The organism is Micrococcus sp. EWR3.9.1 (genome assembly GCF_052615555.1).
The window spans coordinates 13,501-34,198 of record NZ_JBQXFD010000018.1; the positions used below are offsets into that span (position 1 = coordinate 13,501).

Annotated in this window: 24 protein-coding genes and 2 pseudogenes; 15 read left to right on the forward strand and 11 right to left on the reverse strand. The window is 74.5% G+C overall.

Going from position 1 to position 20,698, the window contains the following annotated elements; translation table 11 throughout:
* Positions 1–75: 75 nt before the first annotated feature.
* The 5 genes and pseudogenes from ACUJ8O_RS09995 to ACUJ8O_RS10015 form a co-directional block, all read left to right on the forward strand.
* Positions 76–210, forward strand: a pseudogene (locus ACUJ8O_RS09995) (GNAT family N-acetyltransferase); the annotation flags it as partial.
* Between the two features lie 286 nt (positions 211–496).
* Positions 497–658, forward strand: coding sequence for a hypothetical protein (locus ACUJ8O_RS10000; RefSeq protein ID WP_153239435.1), 162 nt, complete (start codon positions 497–499; stop codon positions 656–658).
* A 123-nt stretch (positions 659–781) separates the two neighbouring features.
* Positions 782–961 carry a hypothetical protein gene (locus ACUJ8O_RS10005; protein ID WP_158184041.1) on the forward strand — a complete coding sequence of 60 codons (180 nt, stop codon included), beginning with the start codon at positions 782–784 and terminating at the stop codon, positions 959–961.
* Positions 962–1,022: 61 nt separating this feature from the next.
* Positions 1,023–1,595, forward strand: coding sequence for a DUF2812 domain-containing protein (locus ACUJ8O_RS10010; protein ID WP_049145701.1), 573 nt, complete (start codon positions 1,023–1,025; stop codon positions 1,593–1,595).
* The gene (locus ACUJ8O_RS10015; protein ID WP_225348748.1) at positions 1,592–2,143 is read left to right on the forward strand and encodes a hypothetical protein; all 552 of its coding nucleotides are present in this window, start codon (positions 1,592–1,594) and stop codon (positions 2,141–2,143) included. Before ACUJ8O_RS10010 ends, ACUJ8O_RS10015 begins: the two co-directional genes overlap by 4 nt.
* Positions 2,144–2,195: 52 nt before the next feature.
* Here ACUJ8O_RS10015 and ACUJ8O_RS10020 read toward each other — a convergent pair whose 3' ends face one another.
* From ACUJ8O_RS10020 to ACUJ8O_RS10030, 3 genes are all read right to left on the reverse strand, one after another.
* On the reverse strand, positions 2,196–2,711 hold the full coding sequence (locus ACUJ8O_RS10020) for a GNAT family N-acetyltransferase (protein WP_049145708.1): 516 nt from the start codon (positions 2,709–2,711) through the stop codon (positions 2,196–2,198).
* Positions 2,712–2,851: 140 nt separating this feature from the next.
* On the reverse strand, positions 2,852–3,292 hold the full coding sequence (locus ACUJ8O_RS10025; protein ID WP_010080019.1) for a hypothetical protein: 441 nt from the start codon (positions 3,290–3,292) through the stop codon (positions 2,852–2,854).
* A 124-nt stretch (positions 3,293–3,416) separates the two neighbouring features.
* On the reverse strand, positions 3,417–3,986 hold the full coding sequence (locus ACUJ8O_RS10030; RefSeq protein WP_049145716.1) for an adenylate kinase: 570 nt from the start codon (positions 3,984–3,986) through the stop codon (positions 3,417–3,419).
* Positions 3,987–4,045: 59 nt separating this feature from the next.
* On the opposite strand from ACUJ8O_RS10030, the gene ACUJ8O_RS10035 reads away from it, so the two are divergent.
* Positions 4,046–4,663: a hypothetical protein gene (locus ACUJ8O_RS10035; protein ID WP_036341240.1), complete on the forward strand. Its 618-nt coding sequence runs from the start codon at positions 4,046–4,048 to the stop codon at positions 4,661–4,663.
* Positions 4,660–5,433: a class I SAM-dependent methyltransferase gene (locus ACUJ8O_RS10040; RefSeq protein WP_010080016.1), complete on the forward strand. Its 774-nt coding sequence runs from the start codon at positions 4,660–4,662 to the stop codon at positions 5,431–5,433. Before ACUJ8O_RS10035 ends, ACUJ8O_RS10040 begins: the two co-directional genes overlap by 4 nt.
* Positions 5,434–5,464: 31 nt before the next feature.
* Here ACUJ8O_RS10040 and ACUJ8O_RS10045 read toward each other — a convergent pair whose 3' ends face one another.
* On the reverse strand, positions 5,465–5,929 hold the full coding sequence (locus ACUJ8O_RS10045) for an NUDIX hydrolase (protein ID WP_036341256.1): 465 nt from the start codon (positions 5,927–5,929) through the stop codon (positions 5,465–5,467).
* A gap of 99 nt (positions 5,930–6,028) precedes the next feature.
* Between ACUJ8O_RS10045 and ACUJ8O_RS10050 the strand changes: the two genes are divergently transcribed.
* Positions 6,029–6,565 (forward strand): DUF2243 domain-containing protein, encoded by a 537-nt coding sequence (locus ACUJ8O_RS10050; protein WP_010080014.1) that lies wholly within the window; start codon positions 6,029–6,031, stop codon positions 6,563–6,565.
* Positions 6,558–7,391: a cytochrome c oxidase assembly protein gene (locus ACUJ8O_RS10055; protein WP_010080013.1), complete on the forward strand. Its 834-nt coding sequence runs from the start codon at positions 6,558–6,560 to the stop codon at positions 7,389–7,391. Before ACUJ8O_RS10050 ends, ACUJ8O_RS10055 begins: the two co-directional genes overlap by 8 nt.
* Positions 7,392–7,488: 97 nt before the next feature.
* Here the strand turns inward: ACUJ8O_RS10055 and ACUJ8O_RS10060 are convergent, their stop codons facing one another.
* Positions 7,489–7,920, reverse strand: coding sequence for a MarR family winged helix-turn-helix transcriptional regulator (locus ACUJ8O_RS10060; protein WP_012751108.1), 432 nt, complete (start codon positions 7,918–7,920; stop codon positions 7,489–7,491).
* Between the two features lie 121 nt (positions 7,921–8,041).
* Between ACUJ8O_RS10060 and ACUJ8O_RS10065 the strand changes: the two genes are divergently transcribed.
* A complete protein-coding gene (locus ACUJ8O_RS10065; protein ID WP_095347396.1) occupies positions 8,042–8,470 on the forward strand; it encodes an organic hydroperoxide resistance protein in 429 nt (142 codons plus the stop codon).
* Here ACUJ8O_RS10065 and ACUJ8O_RS10070 read toward each other — a convergent pair.
* Positions 8,452–8,913, reverse strand: coding sequence for a DUF805 domain-containing protein (locus ACUJ8O_RS10070; protein WP_036341245.1), 462 nt, complete (start codon positions 8,911–8,913; stop codon positions 8,452–8,454). The two genes, ACUJ8O_RS10065 and ACUJ8O_RS10070, sit on opposite strands and share 19 nt — an antisense overlap.
* Positions 8,914–8,995: 82 nt before the next feature.
* On the opposite strand from ACUJ8O_RS10070, the gene ACUJ8O_RS10075 reads away from it, so the two are divergent.
* From ACUJ8O_RS10075 to ACUJ8O_RS10085, 3 genes are all read left to right on the forward strand, one after another.
* Positions 8,996–9,667, forward strand: coding sequence for an SGNH/GDSL hydrolase family protein (locus ACUJ8O_RS10075; protein ID WP_036341247.1), 672 nt, complete (start codon positions 8,996–8,998; stop codon positions 9,665–9,667).
* 160 nt (positions 9,668–9,827) lie between these two features.
* The gene (locus ACUJ8O_RS10080; RefSeq protein ID WP_233263221.1) at positions 9,828–10,397 is read left to right on the forward strand and encodes a hypothetical protein; all 570 of its coding nucleotides are present in this window, start codon (positions 9,828–9,830) and stop codon (positions 10,395–10,397) included.
* Positions 10,397–10,621 carry a hypothetical protein gene (locus ACUJ8O_RS10085; RefSeq protein ID WP_233263222.1) on the forward strand — a complete coding sequence of 75 codons (225 nt, stop codon included), beginning with the start codon at positions 10,397–10,399 and terminating at the stop codon, positions 10,619–10,621. Before ACUJ8O_RS10080 ends, ACUJ8O_RS10085 begins: the two co-directional genes overlap by 1 nt.
* A 238-nt stretch (positions 10,622–10,859) precedes the next feature.
* On the opposite strand, the gene ACUJ8O_RS10090 is transcribed toward ACUJ8O_RS10085, so the two are convergent.
* Positions 10,860–12,341 carry a PQQ-binding-like beta-propeller repeat protein gene (locus ACUJ8O_RS10090; protein ID WP_036341253.1) on the reverse strand — a complete coding sequence of 494 codons (1,482 nt, stop codon included), beginning with the start codon at positions 12,339–12,341 and terminating at the stop codon, positions 10,860–10,862.
* A 142-nt stretch (positions 12,342–12,483) separates the two neighbouring features.
* Here ACUJ8O_RS10090 and ACUJ8O_RS10095 point away from each other — a divergent pair.
* Positions 12,484–12,657: pseudogene (locus tag ACUJ8O_RS10095) on the forward strand (acyl-CoA dehydrogenase family protein); the annotation flags it as partial.
* A gap of 40 nt (positions 12,658–12,697) precedes the next feature.
* Here ACUJ8O_RS10095 and ACUJ8O_RS10100 read toward each other — a convergent pair.
* Both ACUJ8O_RS10100 and ACUJ8O_RS10105 read right to left on the reverse strand, forming a co-directional pair.
* Positions 12,698–13,966: an aminotransferase class I/II-fold pyridoxal phosphate-dependent enzyme gene (locus ACUJ8O_RS10100; protein ID WP_445373349.1), complete on the reverse strand. Its 1,269-nt coding sequence runs from the start codon at positions 13,964–13,966 to the stop codon at positions 12,698–12,700.
* A gap of 156 nt (positions 13,967–14,122) precedes the next feature.
* The gene (locus tag ACUJ8O_RS10105) at positions 14,123–17,554 is read right to left on the reverse strand and encodes a DEAD/DEAH box helicase (RefSeq protein ID WP_170748169.1); all 3,432 of its coding nucleotides are present in this window, start codon (positions 17,552–17,554) and stop codon (positions 14,123–14,125) included.
* 134 nt (positions 17,555–17,688) lie between these two features.
* On the opposite strand from ACUJ8O_RS10105, the gene ACUJ8O_RS10110 reads away from it, so the two are divergent.
* Positions 17,689–19,374 carry an SDR family oxidoreductase gene (locus ACUJ8O_RS10110; protein ID WP_123243936.1) on the forward strand — a complete coding sequence of 562 codons (1,686 nt, stop codon included), beginning with the start codon at positions 17,689–17,691 and terminating at the stop codon, positions 19,372–19,374.
* Here ACUJ8O_RS10110 and crtX read toward each other — a convergent pair.
* Entirely contained in the window at positions 19,359–20,168 is an 810-nt protein-coding gene (gene crtX / locus ACUJ8O_RS10115) for a C50 carotenoid glucosyltransferase CrtX (RefSeq protein WP_123243937.1), read from the reverse strand. The genes ACUJ8O_RS10110 and crtX overlap by 16 nt on opposite strands.
* Complete coding sequence (locus tag ACUJ8O_RS10120) at positions 20,147–20,698, reverse strand: hypothetical protein (RefSeq protein WP_199727618.1); 552 nt, start codon at positions 20,696–20,698, stop codon at positions 20,147–20,149. The genes crtX and ACUJ8O_RS10120 overlap by 22 nt, the downstream gene beginning before the upstream one ends.

A 20,698-nucleotide genomic window follows, 5' to 3' on the forward strand; every position in this document is an offset into this window, starting at 1 on the left:
GGCAGACCGCGGGGGCGGTTTCACGCACATGTCGAAGACAAGAAGCCGGTTCAGTGCCGTCGGTAAGGTCGTCGGGTGATCCCGCAACCCACCGATCGACTCACGTTCCGGTGCATGACCGACGCTGACCTCGACGACATGTTCAGGCTCCTCGGAGACGCGGAGGTCATGCGCTACTACCCGCGAGCCAAGTCGCGCAACGAGGTGCAGCGGTGGACCCGACCCGGACGCGGCCGATCCGATGGGCCCGATGCCCCACGACCCCTCCTGGGCCGGCGGCGGGGACGACTCCCTGCTCCAGCGCGCCGCCGAGACCGCCCGCGACCTGCTGCCCGGCAAGGACTGACCCGGGGGCCTCCGGCAGGAGGGCCAGGGGTGGGCGTGTCGGCCTGACCCTTGGTTGACTTGCGACGACGTCGGCCCACCCCACCCCGGGCGCCGTCGGACAGGGGGCGCTCACCCGGCGCCCCTCCCACCACGCCTGAGGAGGGCACCCATGGCTGATCAGCAGATCCCCGAGACGAAGAACTCCGACGCCCCCGGCGACCAGGACCAGGCCGCGCAGCAGGCGCCCGCCGAGGTCGACGGCCTCGCGGCCAAGGCCGAGCAGTCCGAGAAGGAGACCGAGGAGAACGACGAGGGCGGCTACGGCCACTGACCGACCACCTCGTCCCACCGACGACGCCCCGGGTGCCGCGCGCATCCGGGGCGTCGTCGCGCCCGGGGGGGGGCGTCAAGGTCGGCATCCGATGCCCCATCCCCTTGCACCCACCGGCAGTCGATGACTGAGTGTCACTCAGAGATATATCCCTCAATGATTCTCGGGGAGTGGCGGGACCCCGATGATCCGCATCTCCACACCACGTTGAAGAAGCTCAGGGATGCCGGGTTCATCGAGGAGTTCGACGGCGACGACGCCCGACGCGTCCATCGCCTCACCCCCGGGGACGCGGCGTCCTGATGAGCGACATCGAGCGCCGGCGCGGAATCCTGGCGATGGCCGACCAGATCATGGAGACGACATGAGCACCACACGCATGAGCAGTGGGCCGGCCTTCACCCCGGAGAAGGACCTCGCGAGGTTCGAAGACACGGCCCGCCGCGGCCAGCGGCTGACCGGGTTCTCCCTGGCCGCCCACGGCTGGCGCTTCGAGGACGCCGAGCCCGAGGACGTCGTCTTCGACATGTCCTACGAGACCGACCCCGACGACCACCACTTCGACCTCTTCCGGGCCGCCGGCTGGACGCCCGCGCTCACCTACGGCCACATCCGCCTCTTCAAGGCCGCCCCCGGTACCACCCCCGTCCACACCGGCACGGAGTCACGACTCGAGGAGGCGCTCGGCAACCGCGCCCTGTTCCTGCGGTACACCGCAGTGACGATCGCCGCCGTGCTCCTGGTGGTGCTGGCGATGGCGGCCGCCGACTGGCCTCTTGCGGCGGTGCTCGCCACCGTCGCGGGCCTCTACGTCCTCTCCTTCACGGACCTCGAATGGCGAGGACTCATCGGCTGGGGGCTCTTGCTGCTGGGTCTGGCGTTCCACATCGTCCGGTTCGGGCTGAAGCCCCCGTCGGACCCGGACCGGCGCCGATGACCACCGCGCCGGCCGAGGCGGCGCGCACCGCCGTCGTCGAGCCGCCGCCCGGCTACGCGGTGCTGGGGTGGGCGTTGGTGTTCGTCACGGCGCTCCCCTTGGTCCTCTTGCTCGTGCTGGATCAGGCCCTACGGTCGGCGGGCATCCTCGTGATCGCCGCGGTGAGCCTCGGGCTGGTCGTGTGGCTGAGCCAGGTGGCGTTCCTGCGCGCCCGCATCGAGCTCGCGGCGGACCCCGCCGCCGGCGTACTCCGCCTCCGGGCCCCGCTGTACTCCCGCGAGCTGCCCCTGGACTCACTGGCCACGGTGGAGGTCCAGGACGACGTCGGCCCGGGCGTCGCCTACATCAACTGGCCGGTGACGGGGCGGGCCCGCTCCCGCCGCGGCGTGCGCCTGGACCTCGGCGGCCCCGCCGGGCTGGTCCTCACCACCCACGACGGACAGCGGTTCACTGTGGTGACCCCGGATCCAGAGACGGCCGCGGAGCTGCAGGCGACGGTGACCCAGGCGACGTCGAGCGGCGACGTCCGGAATCGACTGCAGAAGTGACCCCTCTGACGCCCGCTGACACCCCCAGAAGGGTCACTTCCGCAGTCGATTCTCAGGTGTGCGCGCGACGCCCGTCCGTCGCACCCGCCCCCGCCCGCCGCATCGGCACGTGCGGGATGCCGTCCTCGAGGAACTCCGGCCCGTCCGGCGCGTAGCCCCAGCGGGCGTACCAGTGCGCCAGGTGGGCCTGGGCGTCCAGCACGCTCGGCCGCCCGCCGATCCGGGCGACCGCCTCGTCCAGCAGCGCCCCGGCCAGGGCCCGGCCCCGCGCGTCGGGGTGGGTGACGACGCGGCCGATGCGGGCGACGTCGCCGTCGTCCAGCAGCCGCAGCGTGGCGACGGGCGTGCCCGCCTCGTCCTCGACCCACAGGTGGACGGTGGCCGGCTCGAGGTCGCGGCCGTCCAGGTCCAGGTAGGGGCAGTCCTGCTCGACGACGAACACCAGCGACCGCAGCTGCCAGAGGCGGTAGGCCGTCGTCCGGTCGAGCTCGTCGAAGCCCGCGGCATGGACGGCAGGGGCGGGGCCGGGTGTGGCGGCGGGCGGCGTGGGGGCGGGGCGCTCGGGCATGAGCCGATGGTGCCACGGGAGCGTCCGACGCCCGGCGCCCGACGTGCTCCTGAGTGCTCCGGCGTCGCCGAATCCACTGCGGAACTGACCCTTCTGGCGACCGCCACCGCCCTCAGAAGGGTCACTTCCGCAGCGGATTCTCAGCCGTCCTCGCGGCGCAACGGCACCGGGACCGGCTCGGGCTGCGGCTCCCCGGTGGTGGTGGCCGCGAGCACGCCGTGTGCCGCCGCGGTCAGCACGGCGGCGAAGAGTCCCACACCCAGCGCCGTGGCGGCCCCGTCCGCGAGCAGGGGGATCACCATGCCCGGCACGATCGCGACCCCCACCATCACCACCGCGAACCACGCCGTACTCCCCCGGCCGGCGTAGAACACCTGACGCCCCGCCTCCTCCTGGTCCACCCGGTGGTGCACGTCGCGCAGGGCGAGGGCCACGCCCAGGAGGCACGCCGTCAGCAGCCCGACCGCCCATCCCAGCCCCAGCTCGTGCCGCAGTCCGGACACGACGCCGGCGCATCCCACGAGCGCCGCCGCGACGGCGATCCGCACGTGCCAGACCTTCTCCCGCTCCATCCCGTCCATGGCCCCACCCTGTCAGAGCGCGGGACGAAGGGCGAGGCGGCCGCAGGACCTCCCCTTCTGCTCAGGACCGTGTCCTGAGGACGCGGTCCTGAGCACGACGTGAGGTCCGGAGGAGCAGCGTGCTTCAGGGAGCCTGCCGCCTGCCCTCCAGCCGGGCCAGCACCCACTCCCACTGCCGCGGCGTGCTCAGGCGCAGCACCGGCGCCCCCTCCGCCGCGGCCTCCCGCTCCCGGGCCCATGCCCGCTTGCGGTCGAACGTGGCGGCGTGCCAGCGCAGGATCGACTCCTCCCCGAGCACCCGACGCCAGGACTCGCGGTTGCCGTTGCACATCTCCCCCTGCCCCACCACCCGGCGGATCGTGCGCCGCACCAGGCGCGTGAAGGTCCGGGCCCGCGAGTAGTCCAGGGCGATGACGACGTCGGTCCGCTTCATGACCATCGGCCGGTAGAAGCCGTAGGCGGAGTCCAGCACCCAGGCCTCCCCCGCCGTGACCGAGTCCGCCAGGGCGGTCTGCTCGGCCTCCGGCCGCGGGACCCAGCCCGGCAGCCAGCCGAACTCCTCGTCCACGAGGGTGACCGGCAGGCCGAGCACAGCGCCGAGCCGCACGGCCGCGGTGGACTTCCCGGCCCCCGTGACCCCGTGGAACAGGACGCGGCGGGCCTGCCGCACGTGGTCGATCGAGGCGGAGGGCATGGGAGGAGGCTAACGGCCGTGACACGATGGCCCCGGTCGCACACAGCAGGAGGGGAACGATGACACAGGTGCACACAGGCAACGCTCACAGGCAGATCGTGGACGGCCAGCGCGTCCGCGGGATCAGCCGGGCGGGTCATCCGGTGGTCTTCGGCGGGCTGATCGGGGTGGTCGGCGGCATGGCCTTCCTGCTCGCCGGGATCGCCGGGTTGCCCGGCGACGCTCAGAGCATGCTCCGCAGTGCGGCGGTCGCCCTCGCCGTCTTCGCCCTCGCGGCGGTCCTGCTCCGCCGCCGGACCCTGCCCGCCCTGCCGCCCCCGGCGCCCGGGGCGCTGCGGGTGTACGGGGCCGCCGTCGTCGTGATGCTGCTGCTGTTCCCGGTGACCCGTCTGGTGGCCCGGGCCGCAGACGCGCCGACGGCGCAGATCGCCCTGGTGGCGGCCGTGGTGGGCGCGCACTTCCTGCCGTTCGCGCGCGCGTTCGGCGCGCCGGTGTTCCGGTGGATCGGCGGGTCGATGCTGGTCCTGGGCCTGGTCGGCGCCCTGGCGGCGATGCTCCGCGTGCCCGCCGCGGGACCGGCCGGGGCCGCGGCGGCCGGCGCGGCGATGCTGCTGATCGTGGCGGGGCAGGCCCTGCGGCAGGGGGCGCCCGCCCCGGGTGACAGACTGCGCGCATGACCGACGCCCCCTCCCGCGCCGAGGCCAACCGGCGCACCTACGACGACGCCCGCCTCGCCGCGATCTACGACGTGGACAACCCCGCGGGCGAGGACCACGCGTTCTTCCGCCGGGTCGCGGACGAGGTCTCGGCCGCGCGGGCCAGCACCCGCATCGTCGACCTCGGCTGCGGCACCGGCATCCTGACGGTGACGCTCGCGGGCCCGGGGCGGGACGTTGTCGGGATCGACCCGGCCGAGGCCATGCTCGCGGCGGCCCGCGCGCGCCCGGGCGGGGACGGCGTCGAGTGGCGACACGGGGATGCGGGGCTGATCGCGCCGGACTCCGCCGACCTGGTGGTGATGAGCGGCAACGTGGCCATGCACCTGGTCGACGACGACTGGCACGCGTCGCTGCGGCGCATCGGTGCGGGGCTCGTGCCCGGCGGCCGCCTGGTCTTCGAGACGCGCAACCCCGTCCGGCGCGCGTGGGAGGGCTGGCAGCAGGACCCCACGGAGCGCACGATGCCGGCCGGGCGGGTCCTCGAGTCGGAGCGCACCTCCGCCCCGGACCGGCACGGGGTGGTGACGATGCGCGTGCGCACCGAGTTCCTCGACTCCGGGGAGGTGTCCGAGGTGGACCAGCACCTGCAGTTCCGCTCCGCGGAGCAGGTGCGCGCGGACCTGGCCGCAGCGGGGCTGCGGGTGGAACGGCTCTCCGGAGACTGGCACCGCACGGCCTTCGACCCCGCCGAGCACCCGCTCATGGTGGTGGAGGCGGTGCGGGACTGACCGGGCGGTGGACGGCGAGCCCCTATGCCCCTCAGCCCCCGAACCCGACCGCCGTGTCCGGGGTGAGGTCGCCGTCGCGCAGGCCCTCCAGCACGAGCCGCTCGTAGTCCGGAATCGGGCTCGGCAACGAATCCAGGGGGAACCACTCCAGGTGGGGGGCCTTGCCGGGCTCGCAGATCCGCGGCTCACCCGCCCAGGACCGGCAGGCCCAGAACCAGTCCACGCGCTGCTCGCGCGGGGTGTCCGTGCCGTCCGTGCGCTGCATGACGGTCAGCAGCTCGAGGGCAGCAGGCTCGATCTCGACGCCGAGCTCCTCCGCCGTCTCCCGGACCGCCCCCTGCCGGGCCGCCTCCCCCGGCTCCACGTGCCCGGCGGCGCCCGCCACCCAGAACCCGTCCATGTACCCGGTGTGATGCCGGCGCTGCAGCAGCACCTCCCGTCCCCGCAGCAAGAGGACGTAGGAGGAGGGCACGAGGGCGAAGGAGTGGGCGGCCATGGGCACCATCATCGCCTCACGGGACCGCCACTGCGGCCGGTGCGTGGATGACGCCCGTGACCTGGGCATTCGCTGGGAACTGCCGCTAGCGTGGGCGCCATGGCCTCCCCCTCCGTCACGGCTCGGCCCGTCGGCCGCCCCGCCCCCGACCTCCACCGCCGCCTGCTGCTGTCCGGGATCCTCTTCGGGGTGGGCGTGGCCGCCTTCGTCGACGAGGTCGTCCTGCACCAGCTCCTGCACTGGCACCACTTCTACGACCTGTCCACCGCGGCCGTCGGCCTGGTCTCCGACGGACTCTTCCACGCCTTCGGCTGGTTCGCCGCCGTGGCCGGGCTGTTCCTCTTCGCGGACGTGCGACGCCGCGGCGGCCCCGGCGTCGGCCGGTGGTGGCCGGCGGTGCTGATCGGCGCGGGCGCGTTCCAGGCGTGGGACGGCACCGTCCAGCACAAGCTCATGAGGATCCACCAGATCCGGTACGAGGTCATCCCCACGGAGCTGCAGGGCACCGGCCCGTACGCGCCCGTGGACGACATCCTCGTGTACGACCTCGTGTGGATGGCCATTGCGATCGCCTTCCTCGTGATCGGCACCCTGGCGTGGCGGCGCGGCTCCCGCCGGGCGGCCGCCCGTGCATGAGCACCCCGGCGGGATCGGGGCGGAGCTCGGCGCCCAGGCGGCGAGCGCCCCGTTCCCGCTGGCCGGCGTCGTCATCGGCGGCGGACTCCTGCTGTTCCTGGTCGCCTATGCGGCGCTGGTCCGCGCCGGACGACGCCGGGGCCGCGCCTGGTCCGACGCGCGCACCCTGAGCGCGGCCGCGGGGGTGGTGGCCGGCGTCGTGGCGGTGGGACCGCTGGGGGTGCTCGGCCACCACGACTTCACGGCCCACATGTGGGGGCACCTGCTGCTGGGCATGCTCGCCCCGCTGCTGCTGGTGCTGTCCGCGCCGGTGACCGTGGCCCTGCGGGGCCTGCCCGTGGCGTGGGCGCGGCGGCTGTCCCGGGTGCTGTCCACGCCGTACGTGCGGGTGGTCTCGCACCCGGTGGTGGCGGGGCTGCTGAACATCGGCGGGCTGTGGCTGCTCTACACCACACCCCTGCACGCCTGGATGCATGCCTCCGCGGTGGGGCATCTGCTGGTGCACGTGCACGTGCTGCTGGCCGGGTGGGTGTTCACCGCCGCGATCCTGCAGGTGGACCCGGCACCGCACCCGCACGGACACCCGCTGCGGGCAGGTGTGCTCGTGGCGTTCCTCGCGCTGCACGCGATCCTCTCCAAGCACGTCTACGCGCATCCGCCGGCGGGCGTGGGCGTGGCGGAGGCCCAGGCCGGCGCCCAGCTCATGTACTACGGCGGCGACTGGATCGACCTCGTGCTGATCGCCGTCTTCTGCCTGGACTGGTACCGCCGCACCGCGCCAGTGCGGTCGGGGCGGGGCGGTGTGGTGGCCCGGGCGGCGTCCTGAGAAGACCGCTCGATGTGCTCAGGACCGCGTCCTCATGACGCGGTCCTGAGCACAGCAGGCGGTCGCGGGGATCCTGCGCCCCCGCCCGCGCCCCGGCTCAGTCGAGTCCCGCGGCCAGCTCGTCCAGGAAGGCCTTGAGCTCCTCCCGCTGTCCGGCCGGCCCGGGGTAGAGGTCGGCCATGCGTGCGGGGATGTCGGCGGCGGCCTCGCGCAGGTCCCGGCCGGCGGGGGCGAGGGAGATGAGGCGACGCCGCTCGTCGTCGGCGCTGCGGGCACGGGTGACCAGGCCGGCGTGGTCGAGGCGGCGCAGCAGCGGGGTGAGGGTGCCGCTGTCGAGTCCCAGGCGCGCGCCGATGTCGTTCACGCCCACCGGCCCGTCCTCCTGCCAGAGCACCAGCATCACGAGGTACTGGGGGTAGGTGAGGCCCAGCTCCTCGAGCAGGGGCCGGTAGGCGCGGGTCACCGCCCGGCTGGCGCGGTAGAGGGAGAAGCACAGCTGGCGGTCGAGGTCGAGGGGGGTGACGTCCACCCGGACAACCTACCCCGCAGACAACTGGATTGCACACAACCTGATCGCGGACTACCTTGGACCGTGGCCGCCGTCGAGCGGCCCCCGGCACCCCGGGCCAGACACCGTCAAGGAGCACACCGTGATCGAGATCGAGCCCCTCTACACCACCGAGGCCATCGCCACGGGCGGCGGCCGCAACGGCCACGTCCGGACCGCGGACGGCCGCGTCGACATGGACCTGGCGATCCCCGCCGAGATGGGCGGCAGCGGCGACGGCGCCAACCCCGAGCAGCTCTTCGCCGCCGGCTACGCCGCGTGCTTCCACTCCGCCCTGCAGAGCGTCGCCCGCCAGGCCAAGAAGAAGCTCGGCGACTCCTCCGTGGGCGCCCGCGTCTCGATCGGCAAGGCCTGCGAGGGCTTCGGCCTGGCCGTCACCCTCGAGGTCGTCATCCCGGACCTGCCCCAGGACGAGGCGCAGCAGCTCGCCGACGCCGCCCACCAGGTCTGCCCCTACTCCAACGCCACCCGCGGCAACATCCGCGTGGACGTTCAGGTCGTCGACGACTGACCGCTCGGCGCGGCGGCCTCCGCGGCCACCCGCGGATCCGAGGGCTGGAGCACCATCACCAGCAGGGCGATCGCACCGAGCACGGGCAGCAGCGCCAGGAGCAGCCAGGCGCGGCTGAGCCCGGCGTCGTGCAGGCGCCGGGCCGTCAGCGCCCAGGCGGGCACCAGATGGAGCAGGCCCCAGACCCCCGAGAAGGCCTGGTAGGCCTCGGTCATCGAGTCGACGGCGGGGACGCTGAGACCGCTGACCGCGAAGCCGGGGAACACGACGGCGGAGGGGGTGGCCGTCGTCGTGTCCGCCCCGAGGGCCCCGAACAGGAGGGTGATGCCGAGGGACGCGAGGGACAGGTACAGCACCACCCACCAGAACTCGGCGCGCCCGGCCCGGCCGCCGAACTGCGCGTAGCGTCCGTAGAAGCGGCCCACGGCCCGGAGGAACGTCATGGCCGGATCCTGGCCCATGAGGTGGCCCGAGTCGAGGCCCTCCCGCGTGTCCGCACGTCAGGGCGCCGGTAGCCTGGCGCGCATGCCCTCCCCCTCCGGCTGGCAGGCCCAGCACGACGCCGACTACCGCGCCCACTGGCACGCCCTCGCCGCCCGCGCGGACCCCGACGCGCTCACGTGGGTGGTGCTGGGCGACTCGGCCGCCGTCGGGATCGGGGCCGAGAGCGTGGAGCGCACGTACGTGGCCCAGGTGGCCGAGCGGGTGGCCGCCGAGACCGGCCGGCCCGTGCGGGTGGTGAACCTCGCCGTCAGCGGGGCCATGGCGAAGGACGTGCTCGCCGACCAGCTGCCCCTCATGCCGGCGAGCGGGGTGGACGCGGTGACGTGCGTCGTCGGCGGCAACGACGTCACCTGGGCTTGGCGGTTCCGCGAGGCCGCCTTCGAGGAGCCCCTCGAGGCGATCGCCCGCGCCCTGCCCGCCGGCGCCACGCTGGGCCTGGTCCCGACGTTCCGCATCCCGCCGTTCGAGGCTCGCGTGCGCCGGGCGAACACGGTGGTGCGGCGGGTGGCCGCCCGGCACGGCCTCGGCGTGGCGGACGTGCACGCGGCCACGTGGCGGCGGAATCTGAGGCACCAGGTCAACCGCCTGGCCCGGGACCTGTTCCACCCCAACGGCGCCGGCTACGAGGACTGGGCCGCGGCGGTCGCCCCCGAGGCGCTGCGGCAGGTGCGGGGTCAGGCACCGGCCGCCTGAGGACTCCTCCCCGCCGCGCGCGAAGCGCACATCCGGCGTCCCTCACACCGGGGGCTAGACGGGGACCCATGCGATGCATAGTCTCCCCTCACGCACTGCACGACGACCGGTCGGGCCGGCGTCCGGGAGCACGGGCTCCCCCGACCGACGGAGGTCCGCCATGACCCCCTCACCCCCTTCCTTCCGCTCCGCCCGCCATGCCCTCCCGGCCACGACGGCGGCCCTGACCCTGGCCCTCACGCTCGCCGGCTGCTCCGGCGGCGGGGGCCCAGCGACGGCGTCCGGCACCACACCCTCCCCTGCGGCGTCCTCCGACACGACGCCGTCCCCGTCGAGCACGTCCGAGACCACCACGCCGTCCGCGGGCGGGCCAGCCTCCGGCACCACGGCGCCGAGCACTCCGGCGCCGGCCTCCGGGAGCGCCACGCAGGGTTCGGGCGGCGGCTCCACCGCCGGTGCCGGGTTCGTGCCCGAGGGCGCCGATCCCGCCAGGAACGGGGCTCTGCCGTTGAGCGAGGGCTTCCTCGCCGCCCTCCCGGAGGCCGCCGTCACGCACCGGGCGGGCAGTCCGACGGAGGACCCCCTGGCCCGGGCCCTGGAGGGCGTCGAGCTGCCCGGCACGCCCACGACGGACGTCAACGTGATCGCCTCCGAGCTGCAGGGCCTCCAGACCCCCGGGGAGGGGGCGCGGCGATGGGCGGCGAACGCCCCGAGGGCACCCTGCGCCTGATGCTGCTGTGCGACGACCCGGACGCCGGCCCGTCCTCGGTGGGCATCCTCGGGGCGGACGGCTTCGCCGCCTACCAACCCCTGGGGTGGTCGGACCGCTGCGGCGGATACGTCGTCATGGTGCCGGAGTCGGACGCGGAGGACCTGGTGGTGAGCGCCGAGGTCCCCGAGGGCACCCGGTACCGCCTGAGCGTGATCACGGACCACGATCCGGTGGCCGACTGACCCCACCATCCCCGGGGCATCCTCTCCGGCAGGCCCTCCTGGATCCGGCAGGCCCTCCCGGAGCGGGGCCTGCGGACAGGCGGGCGGGGCCGCGTCCCCACGACGCGACCCCGCCCTCCTCCATCCACGGGCCGGCGGCAGGTGCCGGCCCTGGCCGTCAGCGTCCCCACGACGCCCCCGGCCGCCGACCGGGCACCCCTCCCCACGAAGGGCGCCCGGCCGGAGTCTCGTCACACGATCAATGGTCGTGCCCCTCGTGGCCCTCCGAGGGCTCGGCGCCGTGGTCGTGGCCCTCGTGGCCGTCGTCGTCGTGGTCCTCGTCACCGTGCGCGCCCTCCTCGGGCTTCACGGACTCGGGCTCGCCGGTGACCACGGCCATCTCAACCGGGGCGAACTCCAGGTCCTTCTCCAGGACGGTCTCACCGGTCTCCAGGTCGACGGCCACGAGCTTCTGGGCCTCCGCGTCGGTGACGTAGGCGGTGTTCCCGGCGACCTTCAGGATCGGGCCGGGCTCCTGCCACTCGTCCTTCTCCTTCCACGGCTCGATCACCGGGTACTCGGCGGTGACCTCACCGGTCTCCTCGTCGATCACGTTGACCTCGCCGTCGTAGGTCAGCACGACCGCGGAGCCGTCCTCAGCGCGGCCGAGCGAGCGGAACCAGTAGGACGAGCCGAGGTCCACGGTGGTGAGCTCATCGGTGCGGGTGTCGATGAGGGCGATCCCCGTGGGCCGCTCGACGGCCTCCGTCGGCTCCTCCTCGACCTTGTGATCACCCAGGACGATGGGCGAGTCGTGCAGCCCGAACAGGTTCCCGGAGCGCTGGTACTCGGTCTCGACCTCCACCTTGTGGAACTCGCCGTCCCGGTACACGACGGGCCCGTTCTCGCATCCCATCACGACGACGTCGCCCGCCTCCGTCGGCTGGGCCGCGGCCTCGCCGTGGCTGCCGGGGCAGTCGTCGGTCTCGGCCGTGACCTCGCCGGTCTTCGGGTCGATCTCCTGGAGCGTGTTCCGGGAGTCCTCGGTGCCCTGCGTGGTGAAGAGGGTGCCGTCGGAGAGCTCGAGCGCCACGCCGTGGTGCGGGTCCTCGGTCTCGGCCTCCGTCATGACGGGCATGAGGTCCGGGGTCGCCTTGTCCAGGTGGGTCGAGTCGAAGGTCCGGATCGCGCCCGTGCCGTCCGCGAAGAGGGTGGTCCTGCCGTTGTGGGTGACGACGTGGCCGGGGTGCTCACCCGGGAACGTCACGCCGGTCATGCCGGGTGCGGACTCGTAGTTGTGGACGTGATCGCCGTGGGCCTTGGTCTGGATGCCGGTGGAGAACACCTCCCAGCCGTTCCCGGTGGTCACCAGGACGTCCTTGCCGTTGCCGGCGTTGCTCAGCCGCGTGAAGCCCGGGACGTCCTGCTCCCTCACCACCTCCCCGGACTCGGCGTCGAGCAGCGTGAGCCCGCCCTCGTGGGAGAGCAGGATGCGCGGGGTCACCGCGGAGACCTCGGTGGTCCGGGTCGGGTCGACGCGGTCCCCCTCGGAGACGGAGGAGGCCGCCCTCGCCTCACCCGACGGCGACTCGGCGCCGTCCGCGGCGGGGGCGGGGGCCGACGTCGGCCCGGACGGGGCGGCGTCCGCGCCGCACGCCGTGAGGGCGATGGCCGCGGCGGCGAGGGTGGCGGAGAGAGCGGCGGTGCGCGCGGAACGGCGCTGCGGGGCGGAGTGGGACACGGGGAGCCTTTCACGAGGGCGGAAAGATGCGACTGATTCACAATAAGGACTGTTGCGGATGGTTCGCAATACGGCGGGGGCGTCTGCCCGTCATCCCGGCGGCGCCGACGGCGCGCCCCCGTCGCGGGAACCGGCACGTGACGCCCTCGAGCGCGCGGCGACCCGCCTGTTCGAGGTGGGCGGGGCCTCCGCGACCCTGCGCACACGCGGGCTGGACCGGCATGGGCGCAATGCGCGGGTGCTGGTCAGCCACAACCCGCTGATCTACCGCGCCCGACTGCTCGGCGACCGGGCCGTCACGGACACGCCGGTCGGGCGGCTGAGGCGTCGGGCGGTGCGGCGCGCGGCGGAGCCCGTCAGGCCAGGCCGCGCGCCGCATGCCAGGCGGCGATCCGCTCGAGCGCCTCGTGGACGGCGTCCGGGCCGGCGGCGAAGGAGAGCCGGACGGACTCGGGCCCGTGGACGGCGTCGAAGTCGTCGCCGGGGGTCAGCGCGACGCCGGCCTCCTCCAGCAGGGCGGCGCAGTAGCCGACGGCGCTGCCGAACTCCGCCAGCATGCCCGGGGCGAGACGGGCCCAGAGGTAGAAGGCGCCGTCGGCGGGGGCGGCGTCGGCCCAGCCGAGCCGGGGCAGGGCGGCCAGCACGACGCCGCGCGTTGCCGTGAAGCCGTCGGCCTGCTCCGCGCAGAACGCGTAGGACTCGTCGCTGAACGCGTGGACGGCCGCCTCCTGGGCCGCGGCGGGCGGGCAGAGGGCGACCGAGCCGGCGAGGCCGTCGACCGCGGCGGCGAGGTCGTCCGGCATGAGCATCCAGCCCAGCCGCCAGCCGGGCATGCCCCAGTACTTGGAGAACGAGCTGACCACGAGCGCGGTGCGGGAGGTGCGCCATGCGCAGGCGCCGGGCCCCTGCGCGTCCGTGTGCACGATGCCGTGGTAGATCTCGTCCGAGACGAGCCGCACACCGTGTTCCTCACACCAGCGGGCGAGCTCGGCGAGCTCGTCGGCGCTGACCATCGTGCCCGTGGGATTGGCCGGGGAGGCGAGCACGAGCCCCGCGACCGGGCCCTCCGCGAGCGCCGCCTCCAGGTGGGCGACCGTGGGCTGGTAGCGGGTGCCGGCGTCGACGTCCACGTCCACCACCTCCACCCCGAGCGCCGTGAGGATGTTGCGGTACGCCGGATAGCCGGGGCGCGGCAGGAGCACGCGGTCCCCCGGGGGGAACGCCGCGAGGAAGCCGAGCATGAACGCCCCCGAGGAGCCCGTGGTGATCGCGACCTGCTCGGGGCGCACGTCGAGCCCGTACCAGCGGCGGTAGTGGCCGGCGACGGCGGCCCGCAGCTCCGGCAGGCCCAGCGCCGGGGTGTAGGTGAGGGCACGGCCGGAGGCGTGGACGGCGGCGGCCGCGGCGTCGACGGCGGGCGGGGCGCCCCCGCCCGGCTCCCCCGCGCACAGGCTGACGACGTCGTGGCCGGCGGCGCGCAGTGCGGCGACCCGGCCAAGGATGCTCATCACCGTGAACGGTGGCACCTGAGACCGGGCGGACGGCGCGAAGGCGGGGGTGGCGGTGGGGGCAGGGGCGGCGGTGCTGGCGGGGGCGGCGGTGCTGGGCCGGGACGGGCGACGCATGGCCCGAGGCTACCCCCCGCTTTCGTTCGGGAAACGGCGCCCCGGGGACGACTTTCGTTGACGAAACGGGCGGGCGGGCCGCCGTTTCCCGAACGAAAACGTCGCGACACGCCGCCGTTTCCCGAACGAAAACGTCCGGCGCGCCTCGCGCGGCCCTCACTCCTCGGCGCCGAGCATCTCCCGGATGTCCTCGGCGGTGAGGGAGTCGGTGAAGGCGCCGGCTCCGGAGTCGTCGGACTCGTCCATGAGCGCGCCGAACAGCTCGGCCTTGCGCCGCTGCAGCTCGAGCACCTTCTCCTCGATCGTCCCCTCGGACACGAGCCGGTAGACCATCACGGTCCGCTCCTGCCCGATCCGGTGCGCCCGGTCCACGGCCTGCGCCTCCGCAGCGGGGTTCCACCACGGATCCATGAGGAACACGTAGTCCGCCTCGGTCAGGGTCAGGCCGAAGCCGCCCGCCTTCAGGGAGATCAGGAACACCGGCGCCTCGCCCTCGCGGAAGCCGCGGATCACGTCGGCGCGCCCGCGCGTGGAGCCGTCGAGGTACGCGTGCTCGATCTCCAGGTGGTCCAGCTCCTCGGCGATCACCCGCAGGAAGCTCGTGAACTGGCTGAACACGATCACGCGGTGCCCCTCGCCGATCACCTCGGTGAGGTCGTCGAGGAACCGCTCGAGCTTCGAGCTGGGCACGGAGGCGTACTGGTCGTCGACGATCTGCGGCGCCAGCGCGAGCATCCGCAGCAGCGTGAGCGACGTGAAGATGGTGAACCGGTTGCCGTCCATGTCCCCGAGCAGGCCCAACACCTTGCGGCGCTCGCGCTGGAGCACACGGTCGTAGAGCTTGCGGTGGGCCGGCTCGAGCTCCACCTGGAGGATCTGCTCCTGCTTGGACGGCAGGTCCTTCGCCACGAGCTCCTTGGAGCGGCGCAGCATGAACGGGCGCACGCGGCGGCGCAGGGCCGCCATCCGCTCGGGGTCCCCCCCGGTCTCGATGGGGGTCACGTAGGTCTCGCGGAACCGGCGGTGGCTCGGGAACAGGCCCGGCACGACGACGCCCAGCAGCGCCCACAGGTCGCTGAGGGAGTTCTCCATCGGCGTGCCGGTGATGGCCAGCCGGAAGGGGGCGCGCAGGTCGCGGGCCACCGTGTGCACCTTCGCGGCGCGGTTCTTCAGGAACTGGGCCTCGTCGAAGACCACCCCGCCCCAGTCCAGTCCGCCGTACTGGCCGGCGTCGATCCTCAGGAGCGTGTAGCTGGTGACCACCACGTCCGCCCCCGCCACCTCGTCCGCCACGGCGGTGCCGCGCTTGCGGGTGGTGGTGTCCAGGACGCGCACGTCGAGGTCCGGGGTGAACTTCTCGGCCTCGGCCGCCCACACGGACACCACGGAGCTCGGCGCGACCACGAGGAACGGCGGCCGCTCGGGCCGTGCCTGGCGTGCGTGGGCGAAGAGCGCGAGGGTCTGGACGGTCTTGCCCAGGCCCATGTCGTCGGCCAGGATCCCGCCGAGGTCCTGCTCCCACAGGAACGCGAGCCAGCGCAGGCCCTCCTCCTGGTAGGGGCGCAGGTCGGCCTTCAGGCCGGCGGGGCGCGGGGCCTCGGGGAGGCGCTCGACGGCGGCCAGACGCCCGACGGCGGCGGTCCACTCCGGGTCCTCGTCCACCTCGTCCGCGAGCTCCTTGAGGTCCTCCCAGAAGCCGACCTGGTGCCGTGAGACGGGGGTGTGCTCCGGGGTCCACTCCTGCAGGGTGGCGGCCTCGGAGAGCAGGGCGCGCAGCCGGTCGAAGGCGGGGTGGTCGAGGCCCAGGTAGGAGCCGTCCGCGAGGATCAGCGTGGTCTTGCCCTGCACGAGCGCGGTGAACAGCTCCACGAACGGCAGCACGTGCCCGTCCACGGAGACCTGCACGCCGAGGTCGAACCAGTCGTTCTGCGTGGCCTTCGTGCCGACCTCGATGCGCGGGGCGGCCTTCAGCTCGCGGTAGTCGGGGCGGTCGCCGGTGACGTCCACGCGCACGTGGTCCGCGCGCTGCAGCAGCGGCAGCACCTGCTCGGAGAACCGGGCGGCGCCCACGCCCTCGAGGACCTGCTCCTCCGCACGGCCGGCGCGCGGCCAGAGCTCGGCCACGGCGCGCAGCACCGCGTCCTCGTGCCGGGTGTCCCGCAGGGGGTCGCCGCCGGCGTCGAGGCCGAGTTCGCGGGGCGGGTCGAAGTAGAGCCAGGACCAGCGCAGCACGAGCTCGTGGCCGGGTCGGAAGTCGGCGCGCAGCCGCAGCACGGGCGGCTCGAACTCGGGCAGCTCCACGGAGGCGTCGCCGCTGGTCACCGGCAGGGCGCCACGCAGCCGCGGGTAGATCCGGCCGAGGAACTCCTCGCGGTCCGCGGCGGGCACGCGCACGGGCCCGCCGGCGAGCACGAGCTGCTGCACGGCCTCGGGGACGGGGCGTGCGGCGGGGATCAGGTGGAGCACGGCCTCCTCGTCCGTGAGCTCCACGCGGTAGAAGCCGATGCCTCCCACGGCGTGCACACCGCTCAGCCCGGGGCCGGGCGGGGCCGGGTCCAGGGACGGGGCCACGTCCAGACCGCCGTCGGGGGCGCGGGTGACGTCCAGCCCGACGGCGACGGGCGCCTCCAGCACCACGTCCGTCAGCAGCCCCAGCGGCACGAGCTCCACCCCGACCTCGCGGGCCTCCGCGAGCAGCTGCCAGATCCGCGGGGAGTCGAAGACGTGCAGACCGAACCAGGCGTCGCCCGGGTAGGAGTCCTCGGCCTGGACCTGACGCCAGATCAGGCGCATCGCCCGCTCCTGGGCGGGGGCGAACTCGGCGCGCGGGAACTGGAACGCCTTCCACGTCAGCCCGCCCTTGATCCACGTCCCCTTGGCCCCGCGCTTGAGCGGGCGCACGGTCACGTACAGCGGGCGGCCCTCGCGCACCTGCTCCTCCCCGGCGGTCGCCGGGCCCCACTGCTGGAACGCGTTGCGGGAGGACTCGGCCACGAGCTCCACGCCGATCGCCAGCGCGGGCGGCGTGCCCACCCGGCGCGGGCCGTGGAGTCCGGCCAGCGGCTCCATGACCCGTCGCCAGTCCAGGCCGGCAGGGGGTGGGGGTGCCGCCCCGTCCGCGGCCGGGGCGTCGAGGCCGGCCGGGCCGCCGCCGTCGTGGCCCCGGCCGGCGGGCGCGGGCAGCGCGTCCGCCGTGGTGACCATCTCGGCGAGCTTGCGGCGGGCGTCGTCGAGGGCCTGGTCGGCGTCGAGGCGGACCACCTGGTAGAGCGCGGCGGCCACGTGCTTGCAGTCCGTCCCGACCGGGCACGTGCAGCGCCCGCCCACCGGCTCCATGAGGGCGCCGGCGCCGTCCTCGGCGGCGTCGTCGTAGGCCTCCTGCAGCTGCACCTGCACCCGGTAGGGGCTGGGCGCGGTGCCCTGGACGGAGGCGCTCAGACGGCCGGTGGCGGCGTCATAGCGCAGGCGCCCCACGGCACCCGACGCGGCCACGGCGAAGCCGCGGTCCGCACTGGTGGGCCCGACGACGGCGCGGATGGCCTCGGTGCGCAGGTGCGGCAGGACGTCTCCGGAATCTGCAGTGGCCATAGCGAGCAGTCTTTCACGGACCGTGCCGGGCCCGCTCCGACCGACGCAGGTCCGGCGGCGTGCCCACTCACGGGCCCCGGGTCCGCACACCTGAGACCTTCAGCCCGACCCGCCCCGGACCCTAGAGTGCGCCCATGGCGTCCACACAGCCCTCCCCCGTCCCCGCCGGTGCCACGCCGGCGTCCCACACCTCCCCCCTCGGCCTGTCCCTGCCGGACGGCCGGGGCCGTCGCGTCCTCGTCACCGGTGCCACCGGTTACGTGGGCGGGCGCCTCATCCCCGAGCTGCTCGCCGCCGGCTTCGACGTCCGGGCCGGCGCCCGGAACCCCTCCGTCCTCGCGGACCGACCGTGGTCGGACAGCATCGAGGCGGTGGAGCTCGACCTCACCGAGGCGGACCTCGTCGAAGCCGCCATGCAGGACGTGCACACCGTGCTCTACCTCGTGCACTCCATGGGCGGGGGCGGCGACTTCGTGGCCCAGGAGCAGCGGATCGCGGACATCGTGGGCACCGCCGCGGACACGGCCGGCGTGGCCCAGCTCGTCTATCTCTCCGGCCTGCACCCGGACACGGTCCCCGTCGCGGAGCTGTCCGACCACATGCGCTCCCGCGCCCTCGTGGCCGAGCGTCTCGAGCGGGCGGCGACCCCGGCGCTGACGTTCGAGGCCGGGGTGATCATCGGCTCGGGCTCCACCTCGTTCGAGATGATCCGCCATCTCGCCGAGCGGCTGCCCGTGATGCCCGGCCCGTCCTGGCTGAGGAACCGGGTGGAGCCGCTGGCCATCCGCGACGTCCTGTACTACCTCCTGCAGGCCTGCGCCCTCCCGGAGCCCGTGCAGCTGAGGGCCCAGATCGGCAACGGACACCCCCAGTCGTTCGCGAGCGTGCTGGTGGACTACGCCAAGGCCGCCGGCCTGTCCCGACGCATCGTGATCCCCACCCCGTTGCCCTTGAAGACCCTGGCGGGCTTCTGGATCGGCATGGTGACCCCCATCCCGGTCGCGGTGGCCCTGCCCCTGGCCGCATCCCTCGCCGAGGAGGCGGTCGTGGAGGACCGCTCGGTCCGCGACCTCATCCCGGACCCGCCGGGCGGGCTGACCTCCTACATGGACGCCGTGCGGCTGGCGCTGAAGCGGGAGAAGGAGGGTCCCCTGGACGTCACCTTCGACGCGGACCTCCAGAGCTCCGCGGACCCGGCCGCCCCCCTGCCCTCGGATCCCGAGTGGGCCGGCACCACGGTCTACACGGACGAGCGCGAGCGCGAGTCCGACCTGCCCGCGCAGGAGGTGTGGCCGGTGATCGAGTCGGTGGGCGGCGCCAACGGTTGGTATTCCACCCCGCTGCTGTGGAAGATCCGCGGGCTGATGGACAAGCTGGTCGGCGGGCCCGGCCTGACCCGCGGCCGGCGGGACCCGGACCACCTGCGACGCGGCGACGCCGTGGACTGGTGGCGGGTGGAGGACATGGAGCCGGGGCGGCGGCTGACGCTGCGGGCGGAGATGAAGGCCGGCGGGCGGGCCTGGCTGCAGCTGAGCACCGAACCGCGGGAGGGCGGCGGCTCCGTCTACCGCCAGCGGGCGGTCTTCATGCCGGACGGCCTGCTCGGACGCGCCTACTGGACCGCCATCCTGCCCTTCCACGCCGTGGTGTTCCCGGAGATGGCCGCGAACATCCTGGCCGAGGCCAGGCGCCGGCACGACGGCGGCGAGCGTCCCCGCACCCGCGGCCTGCTGCGGCCGCTGGTGGACCGGCTGCCCCTGCGTCGCAACCCGTTGGACAGGCGAGCCCGCGGCGCCGGCGGCGCTCAGTCCCGGGACTGACCGTCGGGGCCACGCCCCCAGTGGGGCCGGGGGCGTGACCGGGCCGCCCGGCGCAGCCACCGCCGCCCGGGGGACAGCCGGGCCCAGTTGACCTGCAGGGTGGTGACCGCCATCCGGCCCTGCCGCACCCGCTGGCGCAGGGAGTGGAAGATGCGCCCGGCGACCTCCACCCGCAGGTCCGGATCGAACCGGATCCGGCGGCCGGCCAAGGCCAGCTGGAAGGACAGGTCCAGGTCATCGTGCACGTCCCCGCGCTCGCGGTGGACGCGGGTCCGCACAGCCTGCCACGCCTCGGCGCGCAGGGCGCAGTTGGAGCCCCAGACGGGGGTGGCCGCCACCGCGGCGCCCGCCCCCCAGCGGTACGCGCCGGTGTAGAGCGCCGCCCGCACCTGTCCCCGGAGGCCGGGCTGGTCGTGGAAGGTCCCCGGCCCGGTGAGGGCGTCGAGCCCGGGGTCGGCGTCGAACCGGGCCACGATCCGTTCGAGCCAGTCCGCGGGCATCCGCGTGTCGGCGTCGCAGCGCACCAGCAGCTCCCCGACCGCGGCGTCCAGGCCGGCGGCCGCCGCGGCCGGGACCCCGCGGCGCGGCTCGTGCACCACCCGCGCGCCGGCGGCGCGGGCGAGCACCGCCGAGTCGTCCACGCAGCCGTTGTCCACCACCACCACCTCCAGCGCCGGCCGGCTCTGGGCGGCCAGCAGGGCGAGGCACACGCGCAGGTGCTCGGCGTCGTCGAGCACCGGGACGACCACGGAGACCGTGGGGCGGGCCGGGGTCACCGGATGCGCTCCCGGCACACGGCGAGGGCGGCGCCGACCCCGGCGCCGACGAGATCGGCGGCGAGGTCGCCGATGGTGTCCGTGTAGCCCACACCGATCTCGGGGGTCACCGCCGTGTGCCCCCACCATTCGGCCAGCTCCCACACCACGCCCAGGGCCACGGCGGCGGCCGCGATCCCCAGCCCGGCCAGGCCCGGGCCGAGCAGCGCCACGGCCTGCCCGGCCTCGGTCCCCCGACGCCGGAGCCACGCCCCCACCACCAGTGCCGTCAGACAGGCGACCCCGGCGGAGGCGGCGGCGTGCACGAGCAGGTCCAGCCACGGCACCCGTGGGTAGAGGCCGATGACGCTCAGCCACCCGGCCAGCAGCAGGACCGCCTGCGCGGCCCAGTCCAGGGCGCCGCCCGGGGCGAGCCAGCGGGTGAGCCACTGGGAGCCGAACACGAGCAGCATCGCCGCCGCGGACGGCCATCCGGCGTGCACCGCCGCGACCGGGACGAGGATCAGGCCGAGCGCGCGCAACAGGTCTGCGGGGATCAGCGGCAGCAT

Excerpts from the sequence above, each read along its gene's own strand:
- ACUJ8O_RS10120 (WP_199727618.1), bottom strand. The coding sequence starts at position 20,698 with ATGCTGCCGCTGATCCCCGCAGACCTGTTGCGCGCGCTCGGCCTGATC.
- ACUJ8O_RS10105 (WP_170748169.1), bottom strand. The coding sequence starts at position 17,554 with ATGGCCACTGCAGATTCCGGAGACGTCCTGCCGCACCTGCGCACCGAG.
- ACUJ8O_RS10005 (WP_158184041.1), top strand. The coding sequence starts at position 782 with ATGACTGAGTGTCACTCAGAGATATATCCCTCAATGATTCTCGGGGAG.
- ACUJ8O_RS10025 (WP_010080019.1), bottom strand. The coding sequence starts at position 3,292 with ATGGACGGGATGGAGCGGGAGAAGGTCTGGCACGTGCGGATCGCCGTC.
- ACUJ8O_RS10040 (WP_010080016.1), top strand. The coding sequence starts at position 4,660 with ATGACCGACGCCCCCTCCCGCGCCGAGGCCAACCGGCGCACCTACGAC.
- ACUJ8O_RS10080 (WP_233263221.1), top strand. The coding sequence starts at position 9,828 with ATGACCCCCTCACCCCCTTCCTTCCGCTCCGCCCGCCATGCCCTCCCG.
- ACUJ8O_RS10110 (WP_123243936.1), top strand. The coding sequence starts at position 17,689 with ATGGCGTCCACACAGCCCTCCCCCGTCCCCGCCGGTGCCACGCCGGCG.
- ACUJ8O_RS10050 (WP_010080014.1), top strand. The coding sequence starts at position 6,029 with ATGGCCTCCCCCTCCGTCACGGCTCGGCCCGTCGGCCGCCCCGCCCCC.
- ACUJ8O_RS10015 (WP_225348748.1), top strand. The coding sequence starts at position 1,592 with ATGACCACCGCGCCGGCCGAGGCGGCGCGCACCGCCGTCGTCGAGCCG.
- ACUJ8O_RS10085 (WP_233263222.1), top strand. The coding sequence starts at position 10,397 with ATGCTGCTGTGCGACGACCCGGACGCCGGCCCGTCCTCGGTGGGCATC.
- ACUJ8O_RS10010 (WP_049145701.1), top strand. The coding sequence starts at position 1,023 with ATGAGCACCACACGCATGAGCAGTGGGCCGGCCTTCACCCCGGAGAAG.
- ACUJ8O_RS10020 (WP_049145708.1), bottom strand. The coding sequence starts at position 2,711 with ATGCCCGAGCGCCCCGCCCCCACGCCGCCCGCCGCCACACCCGGCCCC.
- ACUJ8O_RS10045 (WP_036341256.1), bottom strand. The coding sequence starts at position 5,929 with ATGGCCGCCCACTCCTTCGCCCTCGTGCCCTCCTCCTACGTCCTCTTG.
- ACUJ8O_RS10100 (WP_445373349.1), bottom strand. The coding sequence starts at position 13,966 with ATGCGTCGCCCGTCCCGGCCCAGCACCGCCGCCCCCGCCAGCACCGCC.
- ACUJ8O_RS10000 (WP_153239435.1), top strand. The coding sequence starts at position 497 with ATGGCTGATCAGCAGATCCCCGAGACGAAGAACTCCGACGCCCCCGGC.
- ACUJ8O_RS10030 (WP_049145716.1), bottom strand. The coding sequence starts at position 3,986 with ATGCCCTCCGCCTCGATCGACCACGTGCGGCAGGCCCGCCGCGTCCTG.
- ACUJ8O_RS10075 (WP_036341247.1), top strand. The coding sequence starts at position 8,996 with ATGCCCTCCCCCTCCGGCTGGCAGGCCCAGCACGACGCCGACTACCGC.
- ACUJ8O_RS10035 (WP_036341240.1), top strand. The coding sequence starts at position 4,046 with ATGACACAGGTGCACACAGGCAACGCTCACAGGCAGATCGTGGACGGC.
- ACUJ8O_RS10070 (WP_036341245.1), bottom strand. The coding sequence starts at position 8,913 with ATGACGTTCCTCCGGGCCGTGGGCCGCTTCTACGGACGCTACGCGCAG.